The 15,806-nt window shown below is 71.4% G+C and carries 17 protein-coding genes and 1 riboswitch; of the genes, 12 read left to right on the forward strand and 5 right to left on the reverse strand.

Features of this window, described 5'->3' with window-relative positions:
* Positions 1 to 10: 10 nt before the first annotated feature.
* A complete protein-coding gene (gene thrC, locus ABD269_RS02910) occupies positions 11 to 1,285 on the reverse strand; it encodes a threonine synthase (protein WP_344115700.1) in 1,275 nt (424 codons plus the stop codon).
* A 17-nt stretch (positions 1,286 to 1,302) separates the two neighbouring features.
* Positions 1,303 to 1,444, reverse strand: a riboswitch (SAM riboswitch).
* A 164-nt stretch (positions 1,445 to 1,608) separates the two neighbouring features.
* Here thrC and ABD269_RS02915 point away from each other — a divergent pair.
* From ABD269_RS02915 to ABD269_RS02925, 3 genes are all read left to right on the forward strand, one after another.
* The gene (locus ABD269_RS02915; protein WP_344115702.1) at positions 1,609 to 2,559 is read left to right on the forward strand and encodes a glucosyl-3-phosphoglycerate synthase; all 951 of its coding nucleotides are present in this window, start codon (positions 1,609 to 1,611) and stop codon (positions 2,557 to 2,559) included.
* A gap of 179 nt (positions 2,560 to 2,738) precedes the next feature.
* Positions 2,739 to 4,187: an alpha,alpha-trehalose-phosphate synthase (UDP-forming) gene (locus ABD269_RS02920; RefSeq protein WP_344115704.1), complete on the forward strand. Its 1,449-nt coding sequence runs from the start codon at positions 2,739 to 2,741 to the stop codon at positions 4,185 to 4,187.
* A gap of 108 nt (positions 4,188 to 4,295) precedes the next feature.
* Positions 4,296 to 5,048 carry a hypothetical protein gene (locus tag ABD269_RS02925; protein WP_344115706.1) on the forward strand — a complete coding sequence of 251 codons (753 nt, stop codon included), beginning with the start codon at positions 4,296 to 4,298 and terminating at the stop codon, positions 5,046 to 5,048.
* A 2-nt stretch (positions 5,049 to 5,050) separates the two neighbouring features.
* On the opposite strand, the gene otsB is transcribed toward ABD269_RS02925, so the two are convergent.
* From otsB to ABD269_RS02940, 3 genes are all read right to left on the reverse strand, one after another.
* The gene (gene otsB / locus ABD269_RS02930; protein ID WP_344115708.1) at positions 5,051 to 5,896 is read right to left on the reverse strand and encodes a trehalose-phosphatase; all 846 of its coding nucleotides are present in this window, start codon (positions 5,894 to 5,896) and stop codon (positions 5,051 to 5,053) included.
* Positions 5,897 to 5,980: 84 nt separating this feature from the next.
* Complete coding sequence (locus ABD269_RS02935; protein WP_116213375.1) at positions 5,981 to 6,232, reverse strand: DUF3263 domain-containing protein; 252 nt, start codon at positions 6,230 to 6,232, stop codon at positions 5,981 to 5,983.
* Between the two features lie 9 nt (positions 6,233 to 6,241).
* Entirely contained in the window at positions 6,242 to 7,528 is a 1,287-nt protein-coding gene (locus ABD269_RS02940) for an extracellular solute-binding protein (protein WP_486387794.1), read from the reverse strand.
* A gap of 186 nt (positions 7,529 to 7,714) precedes the next feature.
* Between ABD269_RS02940 and ABD269_RS02945 the strand changes: the two genes are divergently transcribed.
* From ABD269_RS02945 to ABD269_RS02965, 5 genes are all read left to right on the forward strand, one after another.
* Positions 7,715 to 8,650 carry an SIS domain-containing protein gene (locus ABD269_RS02945; protein WP_344115711.1) on the forward strand — a complete coding sequence of 312 codons (936 nt, stop codon included), beginning with the start codon at positions 7,715 to 7,717 and terminating at the stop codon, positions 8,648 to 8,650.
* 303 nt (positions 8,651 to 8,953) lie between these two features.
* Positions 8,954 to 9,910 (forward strand): ROK family protein, encoded by a 957-nt coding sequence (locus tag ABD269_RS02950; RefSeq protein WP_344115713.1) that lies wholly within the window; start codon positions 8,954 to 8,956, stop codon positions 9,908 to 9,910.
* The gene (nagA, locus tag ABD269_RS02955) at positions 9,910 to 11,076 is read left to right on the forward strand and encodes an N-acetylglucosamine-6-phosphate deacetylase (protein WP_344115715.1); all 1,167 of its coding nucleotides are present in this window, start codon (positions 9,910 to 9,912) and stop codon (positions 11,074 to 11,076) included. Before ABD269_RS02950 ends, nagA begins: the two co-directional genes overlap by 1 nt.
* 156 nt (positions 11,077 to 11,232) lie before the next feature.
* A complete protein-coding gene (locus tag ABD269_RS02960; RefSeq protein WP_344115719.1) occupies positions 11,233 to 12,162 on the forward strand; it encodes a 1-phosphofructokinase family hexose kinase in 930 nt (309 codons plus the stop codon).
* Between the two features lie 5 nt (positions 12,163 to 12,167).
* A complete protein-coding gene (locus tag ABD269_RS02965) occupies positions 12,168 to 13,019 on the forward strand; it encodes a class II fructose-bisphosphate aldolase (RefSeq protein ID WP_344115721.1) in 852 nt (283 codons plus the stop codon).
* Between the two features lie 13 nt (positions 13,020 to 13,032).
* On the opposite strand, the gene ABD269_RS02970 is transcribed toward ABD269_RS02965, so the two are convergent.
* On the reverse strand, positions 13,033 to 13,326 hold the full coding sequence (locus tag ABD269_RS02970; protein ID WP_344115723.1) for a hypothetical protein: 294 nt from the start codon (positions 13,324 to 13,326) through the stop codon (positions 13,033 to 13,035).
* A 617-nt stretch (positions 13,327 to 13,943) separates the two neighbouring features.
* Here ABD269_RS02970 and ABD269_RS02975 point away from each other — a divergent pair.
* The 4 genes from ABD269_RS02975 to ABD269_RS02990 all read left to right on the forward strand — a co-directional run bounded on the left by ABD269_RS02975 (position 13,944) and on the right by ABD269_RS02990 (position 15,798).
* Positions 13,944 to 14,771, forward strand: coding sequence for a helix-turn-helix domain-containing protein (locus tag ABD269_RS02975; protein WP_344115725.1), 828 nt, complete (start codon positions 13,944 to 13,946; stop codon positions 14,769 to 14,771).
* Complete coding sequence (locus ABD269_RS02980; protein WP_344115727.1) at positions 14,761 to 14,943, forward strand: DUF397 domain-containing protein; 183 nt, start codon at positions 14,761 to 14,763, stop codon at positions 14,941 to 14,943. Before ABD269_RS02975 ends, ABD269_RS02980 begins: the two co-directional genes overlap by 11 nt.
* A gap of 107 nt (positions 14,944 to 15,050) precedes the next feature.
* Positions 15,051 to 15,299 carry a hypothetical protein gene (locus ABD269_RS02985; protein WP_344115729.1) on the forward strand — a complete coding sequence of 83 codons (249 nt, stop codon included), beginning with the start codon at positions 15,051 to 15,053 and terminating at the stop codon, positions 15,297 to 15,299.
* On the forward strand, positions 15,274 to 15,798 hold the full coding sequence (locus tag ABD269_RS02990) for a DUF6879 family protein (RefSeq protein ID WP_344115731.1): 525 nt from the start codon (positions 15,274 to 15,276) through the stop codon (positions 15,796 to 15,798). Before ABD269_RS02985 ends, ABD269_RS02990 begins: the two co-directional genes overlap by 26 nt.
* The last annotated feature ends 8 nt before the right edge of the window (positions 15,799 to 15,806 follow it).

Here is a 15,806-nt window from a genome sequence, read left to right on the forward strand (position 1 = left end):
CGTCAGCCGGCTACAGCCCCGCGGCGCGGAACGCCTCCAGCGACGGCCGGATGACCGCCGACGGCCCCGCCGTCACGGCGTCGAGCGTCTTCAGCCCGTCCCCCGTGTTGAGCACCACCGTCGTCAGCGAAGGATCGAGCACTCCCTGCTCGAGAAGCTTGCGGGTGACGCCCACCGTCACCCCGCCCGCGGTCTCCGCGAAGATCCCCTCCGTCCGGGCCAGCAGCCGGATCGCGTCGACGATCTCCGCGTCGTCCACGTCCTCCACGGCGCCGCCCGTCCGCCGGGCGATGTCGAGCACGTACGGCCCGTCCGCGGGGTTGCCGATCGCGAGGGACTTCGCGATCGTGTCCGGCTTCACCGGCCGTACGACGTCGTGGCCGTCCTTGAACGCGCGGGAGACCGGGGAGCACCCCTCCGCCTGCGCGCCGAAGATCCTGTACGGCCGGTCCTCGACCAGGCCCAGCGCGATCAGCTCCTTCAGCCCCTTGTCGATCTTCGTGAGCTGGGAGCCGGAGGCGATGGGGATCACGAGCTGGTCCGGCAGGCGCCAGCCCAACTGCTCGCAGATCTCGTACGCGAGGGTCTTGGAGCCCTCGCCGTAGTACGGGCGCAGGTTGACGTTGACGAAGCCCCAGCCCTCGCCGAGCGGGTCGCCGATCAGCTCGGAGCAGAAGCGGTTCACGTCGTCGTAGGTGCCCTCGATGCCGACGAGGTCGCCGCCGTAGACCGCGGCCATGACGACCTTGCCCGCCTCCAGGTCGTGCGGGATGAAGACGCAGGACTTGAAGCCCGCGCGGGCGGCGGCGGCGCCGACCGCGCCGGCGAGGTTGCCGGTCGAGGAGCAGGAGAGCGTGGTGAACCCGAAGGCACGCGCGGCCTCGACCGCGATGGCGACGACGCGGTCCTTGAAGGAGTGCGTGGGGTTGCCGGAGTCGTCCTTGACGTACAGCCCGCCGGTGACGCCCAGTTCGCGGGCGAGGTTGTCGGCCTTGACGAGCTTGGTGAAGCCGGGGTTGAGGCCGGGCTTGTCCGCGACGTCGGCGGGGACGGGCAGCAGCGGGGCGTAGCGCCAGATGTTGTCCGGACCGGCCTCGATGCGGCGGCGCAGGGCCTCGGGGTCGCCGGTGGGGAGGTCGTACGCGACTTCGAGCGGGCCGAAACAGGCGGCGCAGGCGAAGATGGGACCGAGGTCGAACCGCTCCCCGCACTCCCGGCACGAGAGGGCGGCGGCGGGACCGAGAGCGACAGAAGTGGTTGAGCTTTCGACAGACTGCACAGCCATGGAGGCGAGGCCCTTTCTCCTCATCTTCCCCGTGGCGGACGTCGCCACGAGACGGAATTGGCACCTTCCCCGCCGGGAGCCTCGCTGCTGTGAGCAAGACCGGCTGGAGGGTTGCCGGGGCTTCAACGGGCCGTGTCCCTCTGCCCCTCTGGATGAGCGGTATGGCACTGGGCTCGGCCCAGGCGTTTGTGATCGCGGCGACCCCGACATACGTCGGCGTTCCGCGTTGTTCAGACTGTAACCGAAGGCACGGGCGCCCGAGACAGTCGTCCGTACCGCGAGATACGTCACAGGGCAACGTCACAGCAAGAGGAGTCGTTCACGTGCTGGAAGAGGTGGAGCGCTGGCTGGACCGGCGGTCCTGGTCCGTCGGAGACCGTCCGCTCGACCAGCTGCTCGCGGCCAAAAGGGACACCGGCACCACGGTCGGCGTGGTGCTGCCCGCGCTGAACGAGGAGGCGACCGTCGGCGACATCGTGACCACGATCCGGCGCGAGCTGATGACGGACGCGGTGCCGCTGGTGGACGAGCTGGTGGTCCTCGACTCCGGCTCCACGGACCGCACGGCCGAGGCCGCCGCCGCGGCGGGCGCGCGCGTGGTGCACCGCGACTCGGTGCTGCCGCGCCTGCCCGCGCTGCCCGGCAAGGGCGAGGTGCTCTGGCGGTCGCTGCTGGCGACGAGCGGGGACGTCGTCTGCTTCGTCGACGCCGACCTGCGCGACTTCTCCGCGGACTTCGTCACGGGCATCGTCGGCCCGCTGCTGACCGACCCCGGCGTGCAGTTCGTGAAGGCGATGTACGACCGCCCGCTGGGCGAGGTCGCCGGGCAGGGCGGCCGGGTGACCGAGCTGGTGGCCCGCCCGCTGCTCAACCTGCACTGGCCGCAGCTGGCGGGCTTCGTCCAGCCGCTTGGCGGCGAGTACGCGGCCCGCCGCTCGCTCCTGGAGCGCCTGCCGTTCCCCGTGGGCTACGGGGTGGAACTGGGCCTGCTGGTCGACGCCCTCCACACGGTGGGCCTGGACGCGCTGGCCCAGGTCGACGTGGGCGTACGCGTCCATCGCCACCAGGACGGACGGGCCCTCGGGCGCATGGCGGCGGCGATCTACCGCACGGCGCAGCTGCGCCTGGCGCGGGGACATCTGGTGCGGCCCGTCCTCACCCAGTTCGAACGCACGGAATCGGGCTTCGCGCCGCGGACGTACGCGGTCGACACGGAGGAACGCCCTCCGATGGCGGAGATCCCGGAATACGTCGCGCGCCGCCGCGCGGCGTAGCTCTCTGGGTGCGGCTCGGTTGCCGCCTGCGGCGGGAGCTCCCCCAGCTACCGCTGGGAGGTGCCCCCAGCGGGCGCGTCCTCAATCGCCGGACGGGCTGGATTTCGCGGACCGTAGCAACGGACCCCCGCCCCGGGGACAAACGTTTGAACAGCCGCCCGCCCGGCAAGGCTGGGCACATGCAACCGCACATGCACGCCGCGCGGATCCTCGTCGCCTCCAACCGCGGACCCGTCTCGTACAAGCAGGACGCGGACGGCCGGCTGACCGCCGGGCGGGGCGGTGGCGGGCTCGTCTCGGGGCTGAGCGCCATGGACCGCGACGCGGGTGCCGTATGGGTGTGCACGGCCATGAGCGAGGGCGACCGCGAGGCGGCGCGGCGCGCGGGCCGCAGACTCGACGCCGAGGACACCGGCGGCCACCGGGTACGCATGCTGGACATCGACCCGGACACCTTCGCCGCCGCCTACAACGGCATCGCCAATTCCGTGCTGTGGTTCGTCCATCACCTGCTCTACGAGACGCCCCTGGCCCCCGTCTTCGACGCGGACTTCCGGCGGCAGTGGGCGGCGTACGAGGCGTACAACACGGCCTTCGCCGACGCCCTCGCCGAGGAGGCCGCGCAGGGCGCCGCCGTGCTCGTGCAGGACTACCACCTGACCCTGGTGCCCGCCCTGCTCCGGGAGCGGCGCCCGGACCTGCGGATCGGCCACTTCTCGCACACTCCCTGGGCCCCGCCGGACTACTACCGGCTGCTCCCGGACGACGTCGCGGAGCAGGTGCTGCGCGGCATCCTGGGCGGCGACCGCGCGGCCTTCCTGACCGAGCGCTGGGCGGAGGCGTTCGCCGACTGTTGCGCGCGGGTGCTGGGGGCGGAGATCGTCCGGGGGACGGGCGGGACGGCCGTGCTCTTCGAGGGCCGGACGACCCGGCTCGGCGTGCACGGGCTCGGCGTCGACGCGGACTTCCTGCGGGAGCGCGCGCACCGGCCCGACGTCGAGGAGCGGATGGCCGCGCTCCGGGAACAGATCGGCCCGGACCGCAAGGCGATCGTGCGCGTCGACCGCACCGAGCTGTCCAAGAACATCGTGCGCGGCCTGCACGCCTACCGCCGACTACTGGAGGACCACCCGGAGTGGCGGGGCGAGGTCGTCCACGTCGCCTTCGCGTACCCCTCGCGGCAGGACCTGCGGGTCTACCGCGACTACACGGCGGAGGTAGAGCGGGTCGCGCGGGAGATCAACTCCACGTTCGGCACGGTCGATTGGGAACCGGTCGCCCTGCACGTCAAGGACGACTTCGCCCGCTCCCTGGCCGCCTACCGCCTCGCCGACGTCGCCCTCGTCAACCCCATCCGCGACGGCATGAACCTGGTTGCCAAGGAGGTCCCCGTCGTCTCCGACCACGGCTGCGCCCTGGTCCTCTCCCGCGAGGCGGGCGCGGTGGCCGAACTGGGCGACGACGCGCTGGTCGTCAACCCGTACGACGTGGAGGCCACGGCCCGCGCCCTGCACTCCGCTCTCCTGATGGACCCGGACGAACGGGGCGCACGCTCGAAGCGCCTGTCCGTGGCGGCAACTGCGCTCCCTCCGGCACGCTGGTTCCTGGATCAACTGGACGCTTTGTAGGCAGGAAACAACCCCCGGAGCGCACGCCGGGCAAACAACCGGGCAGCCTTCGGCAAAGTGCTTCGGGCCGCCGCCTGTACCGACCCGCCCCCGGGTAACCATTGCGGCATGCCAATCGCCCCACCCCGCCGAGCCGCCGTCGCCGCGGCCTGCGCAGCAGTCACCCTGCTGGCCCTGACAACGGGCTGCTCCTCCGACTCCGGAAGCAAGAGCTCCGACGCCAAGAACGCCAAGTCCGGCGCCTCACCCTCCACTTCGTCCTCAGGGTCCACGTCGCCCTCCACGGGAGGGGACGCCATACCCGCGGGCCCGGGCCCCCAGCCCGCGTACACCGTGCAGAAGCAGCCGGACCCCGGCACCTGTCACTACCGCTACACCACGGACAAGCAGCCCCTGCCCGACCCCAAGTGCACCCCGGGGGCGACCAATCCGAAGGTCACCCAGGCGACGCTGAAGACCACGATCTGCAGCAGCGGCTACACCAAGGGCATCCGGCCGCCCGTGAGCATCACCGGCCGCGAGAAGACCGCCAACGCGGCGTCGTACGGCTACAAGGGCTCCTTGCGGGACTACGAGTACGACCACTTGATCAGCCTCCAGCTCGGCGGCGACCCCAACGACCCGCGCAATCTGTGGGTCGAGCCGCCCTCCCCCGGTCACAAGCCGGACGCCGGGCCCAACAACCCCAAGGACGTGGTCGAGACCAAGCTCAAGACCGCGATCTGCTCGGGCAAGACGGACCTCGTCAAGGCGCAGCAGGCCATCGCCCACGACTGGACGACGGCGCTGAAGAGCCTCGGCCTGCCGGAGAAGGCGGCCGGCGGCGAGCCGACGGCCGTCAAGGACCCTGACGACGGCTGAGGTCAGCCGGTGGTGAGGCGGTCCGCGAGGGCCGTCAGCAGCTCCACGACGCCGGCCGGGCCGTCGACCACGAGATCGGCCCGTTCGGCGAGTTCGGTGACCTCCGTGCTCCCGCTGCACACGAGGAGCCCGGCCGTCCCTTCGGCGCGCAGCTTCTCCACGGCGGCGAAGGCGGCGAGATCGCCGAGGTCGTCACCGGCGTAGAGGACGGAGCGGGCGCCCGTCTCGCGTACGTACTCGGCGAGGGCCACGCCCTTGTCGATGCCCGGCGGGCGCAGCTCCAGGACGAACCGGCCCGGTTCGACGATCAGGCCGTGGCGCTCGGCGAGCGCCGCCAGCGGGCCGCGCAGGGCGTCGTACGCGGCCTGGGGGTCGGCGGCGCGCCGGGTGTGCACGGCGATGGCGCGGCCCTTGTCCTCGACCCAGGTGCCCCGCCAGGAGCCGGACCGGTCGAGCTCGCCGGGCAGTGCCGCCTGGACGGCCGCGACGCCGGGGTGCGGGGCGGGGGCCTTCACGGTGCCGCTGACGGCGTCCCAGCGCTCGGCGCCGTAGTGCCCGAGGACGACCAGGTGCTCCAGCCCCTCGACCCCGGCGAACCCTCCGTAGCGCACGGCCACGCCCGCCGGGCGCCCGGTGATCACGGCGACGGACCGCACCTTCGGCGCGAGGCGCGCGAGCGCGGGCACGGCGCCGGGGTGGGCGCGGGCCTGTTCCGGGTCCGCGACGATGGGAGCGAGCGTGCCGTCGAAATCGAGCGCGACGACGCTCTTGTCCGGGGCGGCGAGCAGCTCGGCGAGGCCGTGACGCCCGGCGCGAGTACGGGGTTCGGGAAGCGGGTGACTGCCCATGGGGATGACCTTACTGTGCGGCACCCTCGCGCGGGGCCTGCTTGCACAGCGGCGGTTTCACCGGGGCTCCGCCCCGGACGCCCACTACCGCCGCCCCCGCCTCGCGTCGCGCAGCCGGCGCAGCCGGTTCACCGTCACGGGGTCGTACGCCACCGCGGCCGCGTCGTCCAGCAGCGCGTTCAGCAGCTGGTAGTAGCGGGTCGGCGTCAGGCCGAGGTCCTCGCGGATGGCGCGTTCCTTGGCGCCCGCGCTCGCCCACGTCCGCCGTTCGAACGTCAGCACCGCACGGTCCCGCTCGGAGAGCCGCGGCGTCCCGTCGTCCGGATCGGAGCTCATGTGACCGTCCTAGCGCCCCTGGCTCGCGTTCTCCAAGGAGTTCGCCTCGCGCTCGATCTCGCTGAGGACGCTGGTCGCGTCGCCGCCGGTCTTCACCGTGTCGCCGATCTTCTCCTTGATCGCCTTGCTGACCGCCGCCCAGGACGTCTTGTCGGCGGGGTAGAACTCCGCGTTCTCCAGCTGCTCCAGGAACGGCCGCAGTTCCTTGCGGTTGTCGTCGGCGTGCATCTTCGCGGAGGCGGAGGAGGTCACGGGCAGCAGGTCGTACTGGCCGGTGAAGTCCAGCACGTTCTGGGTGGTGTAGACGAAGTCGAGGAAGGTACCGATCTGGTCCCGGTTGCCGTTCTGCTTGAACGCCATCATCCAGTCGGCGACGCCCATGGTCGACTTGGACTTGCCCTTGATGCCGGGCAGCGGAGCGGTGATGTACTTGATGCCCTTGGCCTTGGCCTGCTGCATCAGCGTGGGGTGGCCGTTGAGCATGCCGACGTCGCCCTTGCAGAAGGCGTCGAAGACGTCCTGCCGGTTGGTGCGGGCGGGGTCGCCGGGGCCGGTGAGCTTCTTGCCGACGAGCTCGTCGCGCAGCCAGTCCAGCGCCTTGGCGTTCTCGGTGCGGGCGATGGTGTACCCGCCGTTGGCGTCGGTGTAGCCACCGCCGCCGCTGAGGAACCACATCATCGTCTCGGCCGGTGCCTCCTCCGGGCCGAGGGGCAGGCCGAAGGGTATCTTCACGCCGTTCGCCTGGAGCTTCTTCGCCGCGGCCTGGAGCTCGTCCCAGCTCTCGGGGGCCTTGACGATGCCGGCCTTGTCGAAGAGGTCCTTGTTGCAGAAGAGCAGGCGCGTGCTGGAGACGAACGGCATGCCGTACTGCACGCGGTGCACCTCACCCGCCTTCTCGATCGACGTGATGAACTCGGCCTGGGTGGGGACCGTGAGCAGCTGGTCGACGCTGTAGAGCTTGCCGGCCGCGGCGTAGTCCGCGTACGCGCCGATCTGCGCGAGGTCGGGGGCCTTGCCCGCCGCGACCAGGTCGGCGACCTTCTTGTCGACCTCGGTCCAGCTGTAGACCTCGACGTCGACCTTGATCTTGCTGTGCTTGTCCTCGAAGTCGCGGACGAGGGCGTCCCAGTACTTCTTCGAGCTGTTGGACGGCTTGTCGCCGTAGTCCGCGGCGATCAGCTTCAGTTTCTTCGTGCCCGAACCGGGACCGCCGCTCCCGCAGGCCGTCAGTGTGGGGGCCAATGCCGCAGTGGCGGCACCCGCCGCCGTCATACCCAGGAACCGCCGCCGCTGCACTACTGCTTCCCACCTTCGTGGTTCGTGTTCGTCGCTGGAGACCGTGAGTCTCTCCCGCGCGCCACCTTACGGTCCAGCCGACTCCGGTTGCGCTTCGGTATCGCCTTCCGCTCTTCCCTCCCTCACCGCGGGGCTGCTATCCACGTTCCCGACGCCCACCGCACCTCTCGCAAGGAGCCTCAGCGCATGCAGCAGCCCTCTTCCTCACATTCCGCTTCCCGTACAGCTGCAGAGATCGTCACCCAGCCCGGCTGCTGGCGGCGCGCCGCCGACGCGGCCGCCGGCGCCACGGAACTGCCCCGGCCCGGCGAGCGGGTCGCGGTCACCGGGTGCGGCACGTCGTGGTTCATGGCGCAGGCGTACGCGGCGCTGCGCGAGGCCGCCGGGCAGGGCGAGACGGACGCCTTCGCGTCGTCGGAGTTCCCGCGCTCCCGCGCGTACGACCGGGTCGTGGCCATCACCCGGTCCGGCACCACGACCGAGGTCCTCGACCTGCTGTCGGCCCTGCGCGGCCGTACGCGCACCCTCGCGCTGACCGCCGACCCCGGAACGCCGGTCATGGACGCGGCCGACTCGGTCGCGGTGCTCGACTGGGCCGACGAGGAGTCCGTCGTCCAGACCCGCTTCGCGACCACGGCCCTCGCCTTCCTGCGCGCGGGCCTGGAGTCCCACGGCCCGCTCCCCGCGGGCGTCCGCACGGTCGCCGAGGCGGCGACGGACGCGGAGTCCGCGATCACCGAGCCGCTGCCGCCGACCGCGGTGTCGGCCGGGCAGTGGACATTCCTCGGCACGGGCTGGACGTACGGCCTCGCCCAGGAAGCGGCCCTGAAAATGCGCGAGGCTGCGGGCGCCTGGACCGAGTCCTACCCCGCGATGGAATACCGCCACGGCCCGATCTCGATCACGGCCCCCGGCCGCGTGACATGGATCCTCGGCGACGTCCCCCCGGGCCTCCCGACGGACGTGGAACGCGCGGGCGGCACGCTCATGGCGAGCACCGGCCGCGACCCGATGGCGGACCTGATCCGCACCCAACGCCTCGCGGTAGCGGTGGCGGAGTCAAAAGCCCTCAACCCGGACGAACCGCGAGGCCTGACGCGCAGCGTGATCTTGAACAGCTAGCGCGACTTCCGGCTGCGGCAGCTTTGCCCCAGACCCCCAGCCGCGTGTCCGTTGCCGCCTGCGGCGGGGGCGCCCTGCGGGCGCGTCCTCAAACGCCGGACGGGCTGGAAAATCCAGCCCGTCCGGCGTTTGAGGACAGCGCGCGGAGCGTGCTTCGGGGTCTGGGGCGAAGCCCCAGTTCGGGAAGGGGCGGGGTGGAGAACAAGCCCGCCGCAGGCGAAACGGCGCCGCACCCAGCAACGAACCCGCACCCAAACAACAGTGGACTAGACCTTTCGCACCCCAAAGCGCGACACTACAGACGTGAAACACGTCATCGCCCTGGACGTCGGCGGCACCGCCATCAAAGCCGCACTGATCGGCCCCGAGAACCAACTGCTCCACGAAGCCCGCCGCCCCACCGGCCGCGACCGCGGCCCGGACGCGGTCATCACCGGCATCCTGGACTTCGCAGCGGAGCTGCAGGAAACAGGGCGCAGCCGATACGGCCGCCCGGCCGAAGCCGCGGGCGTGGCCGTTCCCGGCATCGTCGACGACAGGACCGGCACGGCCGTCTACGCCGCGAACCTCGGCTGGCGCGACGTACCCCTCCGCGACCTGCTGCGCGACCGCCTGGGCGGCGGCACCCCCGTGGCCCTGGGCCACGACGTGCGCACCGGCGGCCTCGCGGAGGGCCGCATCGGCGCGGGCAGGGACGCGGACGCCGACCGGTTCCTGTTCGTGGCGCTCGGCACCGGCATCGCGGGGGCGATCGGCGTCGACGGCCGGATCGAGCAGGGCGCGCACGGCTACGCGGGCGAGATCGGGCACATTTCCGTACGTTCCGGCCCGGACGCCCCGAAGTGCGGCTGCGGCGGCCGCGGCTGTCTGGAGACGCTGGCGTCGGCGGCGGCCGTGAGCGCCGCCTGGGCGCGGGCCACAGGCGACCCGGCCGCGGACGCGGCGGGCTGCGCCGAGGCCGTCGCGGCCGGCGACCCGCGTGCCCGCGCGGTGTGGCAGGAGGCGGTCGACGCCCTCGCGGACGGCCTCGTCATCGGGCTCACCCTCCTGGACCCCCATACGCTGATCGTCGGTGGCGGGCTCGCCGAGGCGGGGGAAACGTTGTTCACGCCGCTCCGCACCGCCGTCGCGGAGCGGATCACGTTCCAGAAGCTCCCCCGCATCGTCCCGGCGGCGCTCGGGGACACCGCCGGGTGCCTGGGCGCGGGCCTGCTCGCCTGGGACCTTCTCTCCACCGATTCCACGGAGGTATCCGCCTGATGGTCGAACGAACGGTTCTCGCCGGCGCCCGCGTGGTGCTGCCGACCGGCGTGGTCGAGAACGGGCGGGTGACGGTCGAGGGCCGGCGGATCGCCGACACCTCGGTCGGCACCTCCGTCGGGGCCCCCGACGCCCTCGACCTCACCGGTCACTGGATCGTCCCCGGCTTCGTGGACATCCACGTCCACGGCGGGGGCGGCGCGTCCTTCTCCTCGGGCGACGCCGAGGAGGCGCTCACGGCCATCCGCACGCACCGCGCGCACGGCACGACCACGACGGTCGCCTCCACGGTCACCGGCGACCTGGACGACCTGGCCCGGCAGGCGGCCGTCCTCGCGGAGCTGACCGAGCAGGGCGACCTGGCGGGCATCCACTTCGAGGGCCCGTTCATCTCACCGCACCGCTGCGGCGCGCACCAGCCGGAGCTGCTGCGCGACCCCGACCCCGCCGACGTGCGCAAGCTGATCGACGCGGCGCGCGGCGCGGCCCGCATGATGACCCTCGCCCCCGAGCTCCCCGGCGGCCTGGACTCCGTCCGGCTGCTCGCCGACGCGGGCGTCATCGCGGCGGTCGGCCACACGGACTCCACGTACGAGGCCACGATGGAGGCCGTCGAGGCGGGCGCGACCGTGGCCACCCACCTCTACAACGCGATGCCCGCCCTGCTGCACCGCGCCCCCGGCCCGATCGCGGCCCTGCTGGAGGACGAGCGGGTCACCGTCGAGCTGATCAACGACGGTACGCACCTCCACCCCGCCGCCCTGGAGCTGGCGTTCCGCAGCGCGGGCGCGGACCGCGTCGCGTTCATCACGGACGCGATGGGCGCGGCCGGGATGAACGACGGTATGTACCCGCTCGGCCCGATGCGCGTCGAGGTCAAGGACGGCGTCGCGCGGATCGCGGACGGCCCGACGGCCGGTTCGATCGCGGGCTCCACGCTCACGCTCGACACCGCGTTCAAGCGCGCGGTCACCGTCGACAAGCTGCCGGTCGAGGACGTCGTACGGGCCCTGTCGGCGAACCCGGCCCGCCTGCTGGGCGTCGACGACCGCGTCGGCTCCCTCGACGCGGGCAAGGACGCGGACCTCGTCGTCCTCGACGCGTCGTACGACCTGGTCGGCGTGATGCGCAAGGGCGAATGGGTGGTTAGGCCCGAAGTGCGGTAGTTCTCCGCGTGGTTGAACAGCGGCGGCGTGTCCAGGGGCTGGGCGTGCCGCCGCTGTTTTGGCATGATCGCTCGCGCGGTCTTCACACAGCCGTCATGCCGCCGTAAACGCCGTCCCCCGGTCAACGCCGTCCCCGGTCATGGGAGAGAGCCGCCGATGATCCTCACGGTCACGCTCAACACCGCACTCGATCTGACCTACCGCGTTCCACGTCTGCACCCGCACAGCTCGCACCGCGTCACGGGCGTCACCGAACGCGCGGGCGGCAAGGGCCTCAACGTCGCGCGCGTCCTCGCCGCGCTGGGCCACCGCGCGGTCGTCACCGGCTTCGTCGGGGGCGCGACGGGTGAGGCCGTGCGCCGTCTCCTCGCCGAGAGCGCCCACGCCACCGGGAACCTCACCGACGCCCTCGTCCCCGTGCTCGGCCCCACCCGCCGCACGGTCGCCGTCGTCGACGGCTCCACCGGCGACACCACCCAGCTCAACGAGCCCGGCCCCGACATCGCCCCGGAGGAGTGGGCCGCCTTCACCGACGCCTACGCCCGCCTCCTCCGCGATGCCGCCGCCGTCGCCCTGTGCGGAAGCCTGCCGCCGGGCGTCCCGGTCGGCGCGTACGCCCATCTCGTACGGCAGGCCCGCGCGCTCGGCGTCCCCGTACTCCTCGACACCGGCGGCGAACCCCTGCGCCGGGGCATCGCCGCCCGCCCCGACCTCGTCAAGCCCAACACCGGCGAACTCGCCGCCCTCACCGGCTCAACCGAACCGCTGCGCGCCGCCCTCGACGCCCGCCGCCGGGGCGCCCACGCGGTGGCCGCGTCCCTGGGCGCCGACGGCATGCTCGCCGTCACCCCCACCGGCACCTGGCGCGCCACCCCGCCCTGCCGTCTCACCGGCAACCCCACCGGAGCGGGCGATTCCGCCGTGGCCGCGCTCCTCTCCGGCTGGGTGGAAAACCTCCCCTGGCCGGACCGCATGGCCCGCGCGGTGGCCCTGTCCGCCGCGACCGTACGGGCAGCGGCGGCAGGCGAGTTCGACCGTCCGACCTACGAAAGCCTGCTGCCACAAGTGAAGGTAACGGAGGCGTAGCCGCCATGCCCCTCGTACGCACCGGCGAACTGGTCACCGAGGCGCGCACCGCCGCGCGGGCGGTCGTCGCCTTCAACGTCATCACCGTCGAACACGCCGAGGCGATCGCCACCGGCGCGGAGGCCGCCGGCCTGCCCGCGATCCTCCAAGTCTCGGAGAACGCGGTCAAGTTCCACGAAGGCCGCCTCGCCCCCATCGCCGCCGCCGCGGCTGCGATCGCGAGCGCCTCCCGGGCCCGCCTGGCCCTCCACCTCGACCACGTCGAGAACGACGACCTCCTGCGCCAGGCCCACGCGCACGGTTTCGGCTCGGTGATGTACGACGCGTCGAAGCTCCCGTACGGCGAGAACGTCAAGGCCACGGCTGAAGCGGTCCGTTGGGCCCACGCACGCGACCTGTGGATCGAGGCGGAACTCGGCCGCGTGGGCGGCAAGGCGGGCGACGCCCACACCCCCGGCGTCCGCACGGACCCCACCGAGGCCGCCGCCTACGTGACCGACACCGGCGTCGACGCCCTGGCCGTGGCAGTGGGCAGCACCCACGCGATGAACGAACGCACGGCAACACTCGACCACACCCTGATCTCCCGACTGCGCGACGCCGTCCCCGTCCCCCTGGTCCTCCACGGCTCATCCGGCGTCCCGGACGCCGAACTCCGCCGGGCGGTGGCGGCGGGCATGACCAAAATCAACGTGGGCACGGCGCTGAACGTGGCGTTCACAGGGGCGGTACGAGCGTTCCTGGAAGCACACCCGTCGGCGGTGGACCCGAGAAAGTATCTGACCCCGGCGCGGGGGGCGATGGCGGAGGCGGTGACGCGCTTCCTGGAGGCCGTACAACAACCGGACGGATCCTGACCGAGGGGCGGCTCTACTCGGAGAAGAGCTCTTCGGCCGTGGCCACGATGAACGCCCGGTCCAGCCAGCGCTCCAGGGTGTCCAGGTCCGTGCAGCTGAGGATGCGCTCCCGGACCTCCAGCGAGATGTCGATGTCCCGGCTCCTCAGCGCGCTCACCACCACCAGCCTGCGCCCCTCGATCAGCCCTTCAGCCAGTCCTTCAGCTCGCCCCTCAGCCAGCCCCTTGACCCGCCCCTTCGCCTCGCCTTCAAGGAGCGCCCTCTCGATCATGGTGCCGCGGCCGGGGAAGTAGGTACGGATAGCCATCGAGTTCCTCCAGGTCTCCTGCGCCGGGGGGTGCAGGCCACCGGGCTCGTATCCGACGGCCTGCACCTGGCCCGGTCAGGACAAGTGATGCTGCACCAGCTCCGCACTCAACGCATCCGCACCCGCGAAGTCACCCTCCCGACGGGCGACCGCACGCGCGAGGAGGGTCCGCGAACAGATCAGGCACCCCGAGTGCGGAGGCGGCACCGCCCTCGGAGCCTCCGGCCCGTGCGACGCCAGGAGGTGCCGGAGGATCTCCTCACCGCGCGCCGCCTCCGCGTCCCTGTCCCGCCTGACCCACGCCTCCGTACGAGCCCCGTACAGGCGGATGCACTCGGGGCACGACCGGGGATCTCCCGTGACCACCACGGAAGGCCCGGACACATGCGCCACAGCAGGCCGGCTCACAGCTTGCCCCCCGTGCTCCGCTTGTTCGCCTCGCCCACCTTCCGCCGCAGCTCCGCGTCCCGCTTCTCCGTCTCCGGATTCGGCTTGTCTGCCACTGGATCCCTTTCGTGCCGTTCCTTGCCGACTGCACCGACAGCGTTCCCGCGCGGGGCTAGCGTTGGAAGGGGTGAGCCCGCTACAACGGGCCTGTAAGGCAAGGGAGTTACGCCATGGCCAAGGGTCACGGGCAGCACAAGGTCGGCTGGGACTTCTTCGGCGCCGAACTCAAAATCCGCCGCGAAGCGGCGGGCTTCACGCAGCAGGACCTGGGCACGCGAGTCTTCTGCTCGGGCTCCTACATCGGCCAGTTCGAAACGGGCATCCGCAAGCCGCAGCTGGATGTGGCCGAGCGGATCGATGCGGTGCTGAAGACGGATGGGTTCTTCGCCCGGATGTGCAGGGAGTTGATCGACAGCTCGCCGTACGAGCACTACTTCGCCGAAGCGGCTTACCTTGAAGGGCTGGCCGACACCATACGGGAGTACGCGCCGCTGTTCGTACCCGGCTTGGTCCAGACGGAAGCGTACGCGCGGGCCGTCTTTCTGGCGGGTCAACCTCATCTGACCGACGACGAGATCGACACCCGCGTCGCCGCACGACTGGAGCGGCAGCGCCTGCTCGATGATCCAACAAAGCCCCTGTTGTGGTTGGTCCTTGACGAGAACGTCATCAGGCGCAGGGTCGGCGGCGCCGCCGTGATGAGCGAGCAGCTCACGCGGGTAGCAGCCCTGACACGCAAGCGCCGGATCACCATGCAAGTGCTGTCGATCCACGTCGGCGTTCCGGCTGTCGGCGCCATGCTCAGCCTGATGACCTTCAAGGACGCCCCACCACTGGCGTACAGCGAAGCCGCCCACTCGGGAAACCTGCTGGATGACCCTGCCCGCGTAACCGGGCTCGAACGAGCCTACGATCTCGTCCGAGCCCACGCGCTCCCACCGGACGCGTCCTTGACGCTCATCGAATCGGTAGCTGAGGAATACGCAAATGAACACTGAGTACGCCTGGCGCAAGAGCAGTTACAGCGACGGCGTAGGAGGAAGCTGCCTCGAAATAGCCGACTGCATATCCGACCTGGTCCCGGTAAGAGACTCCAAGACCCCCCACGGCCCCACCCTGCTCTTCCCGGCCCGCGCGTGGGCGGACTTCATCACCGCCCTCGCCACCTGATGGACGCCCCAAAGGAGCGGAATGCGCGCGTGCGCCCTTGACCGGCCCACGGCAGGCGGAGCAACGTTATGCAAGACGGAGCAACCCACTCGCCACAGGAGGCCGGCATGGCACTGCGCTTTGTGGGAATCGACCCCGGGACGGGTGGAGGCAACTGCCCGGCAGTGTGGGTCGATACGGACGTGGAACCGGAGCCTGAACTCGTCCTTCAAGGCTGGCTGGCCGACGAGGCGACCCAGGTGGAGTGCCTCAAGAACAGCCCCAAGCCCTCGACGGAAGCCGTCATCCGCATTCCGGCACGGATGGTGCCACTGATCAGGGAGGCGTGCGATGTCGCAGAGCGTGCCCAGCTTTGAGGAACTGCTCGACTCGGCGCAGCACTCGGCGTTTCACCTGGAAATGCGTGACACCTACAGCGTGGACGAAGAGCGTGATCACGTCGCGGCATGGCGACGGGGCGGAAGGGCGGATGACGCGGACTCCGCCCAGTGGCGCCCCTGGGTCGACCTGGTCCGTCGCACGGTGGGCCGTGGTGTGCTGATGCGCCGGGCACGCGTCGTCTCGGAACCGGTCACGGAGTACATCCGGTACGAACACGCCGGTACGTCGGTGAACATCAGAGCGGGCGAGCAAGTGAGGTGGCTGCCCAGGCACAAGGCGTCCGACATCGCCTTGCCGGGCAACGACTTCTGGTTGATCGACGACCGGATCGTGCGGTTCAACATCTTCACGGGTGACGGAGCCGCCGTGGATCCGCAAGCCAGCGAGGAACCAACGGTGATCAAGCTCTGCGCATCGGCCTTCGAAGAGGTCTGGGCTCGCGCAGTTCCACACGGGGAGTACGAGATCGTCTGAGCACACAG

Source organism: Streptomyces blastmyceticus (assembly GCF_039521185.1).
In the GTDB taxonomy this organism is placed as follows: domain Bacteria; phylum Actinomycetota; class Actinomycetes; order Streptomycetales; family Streptomycetaceae; genus Streptomyces; species Streptomyces blastmyceticus.

Coding starts and splice junctions, on each gene's coding strand:
- ABD269_RS02980 (WP_344115727.1), top strand. CDS start 14,761: ATGAACACTGAGTACGCCTGGCGCAAGAGCAGTTACAGCGACGGCGTA.
- ABD269_RS02990 (WP_344115731.1), top strand. CDS start 15,274: ATGTCGCAGAGCGTGCCCAGCTTTGAGGAACTGCTCGACTCGGCGCAG.
- ABD269_RS02925 (WP_344115706.1), top strand. CDS start 4,296: ATGCCAATCGCCCCACCCCGCCGAGCCGCCGTCGCCGCGGCCTGCGCA.
- ABD269_RS02965 (WP_344115721.1), top strand. CDS start 12,168: ATGCCCCTCGTACGCACCGGCGAACTGGTCACCGAGGCGCGCACCGCC.
- ABD269_RS02970 (WP_344115723.1), bottom strand. CDS start 13,326: ATGGCTATCCGTACCTACTTCCCCGGCCGCGGCACCATGATCGAGAGG.
- otsB (WP_344115708.1), bottom strand. CDS start 5,896: ATGGGCAGTCACCCGCTTCCCGAACCCCGTACTCGCGCCGGGCGTCAC.
- ABD269_RS02945 (WP_344115711.1), top strand. CDS start 7,715: ATGCAGCAGCCCTCTTCCTCACATTCCGCTTCCCGTACAGCTGCAGAG.
- ABD269_RS02935 (WP_116213375.1), bottom strand. CDS start 6,232: ATGAGCTCCGATCCGGACGACGGGACGCCGCGGCTCTCCGAGCGGGAC.
- thrC (WP_344115700.1), bottom strand. CDS start 1,285: ATGGCTGTGCAGTCTGTCGAAAGCTCAACCACTTCTGTCGCTCTCGGT.
- ABD269_RS02975 (WP_344115725.1), top strand. CDS start 13,944: ATGGCCAAGGGTCACGGGCAGCACAAGGTCGGCTGGGACTTCTTCGGC.
- nagA (WP_344115715.1), top strand. CDS start 9,910: ATGGTCGAACGAACGGTTCTCGCCGGCGCCCGCGTGGTGCTGCCGACC.
- ABD269_RS02920 (WP_344115704.1), top strand. CDS start 2,739: ATGCAACCGCACATGCACGCCGCGCGGATCCTCGTCGCCTCCAACCGC.
- ABD269_RS02985 (WP_344115729.1), top strand. CDS start 15,051: ATGGCACTGCGCTTTGTGGGAATCGACCCCGGGACGGGTGGAGGCAAC.
- ABD269_RS02960 (WP_344115719.1), top strand. CDS start 11,233: ATGATCCTCACGGTCACGCTCAACACCGCACTCGATCTGACCTACCGC.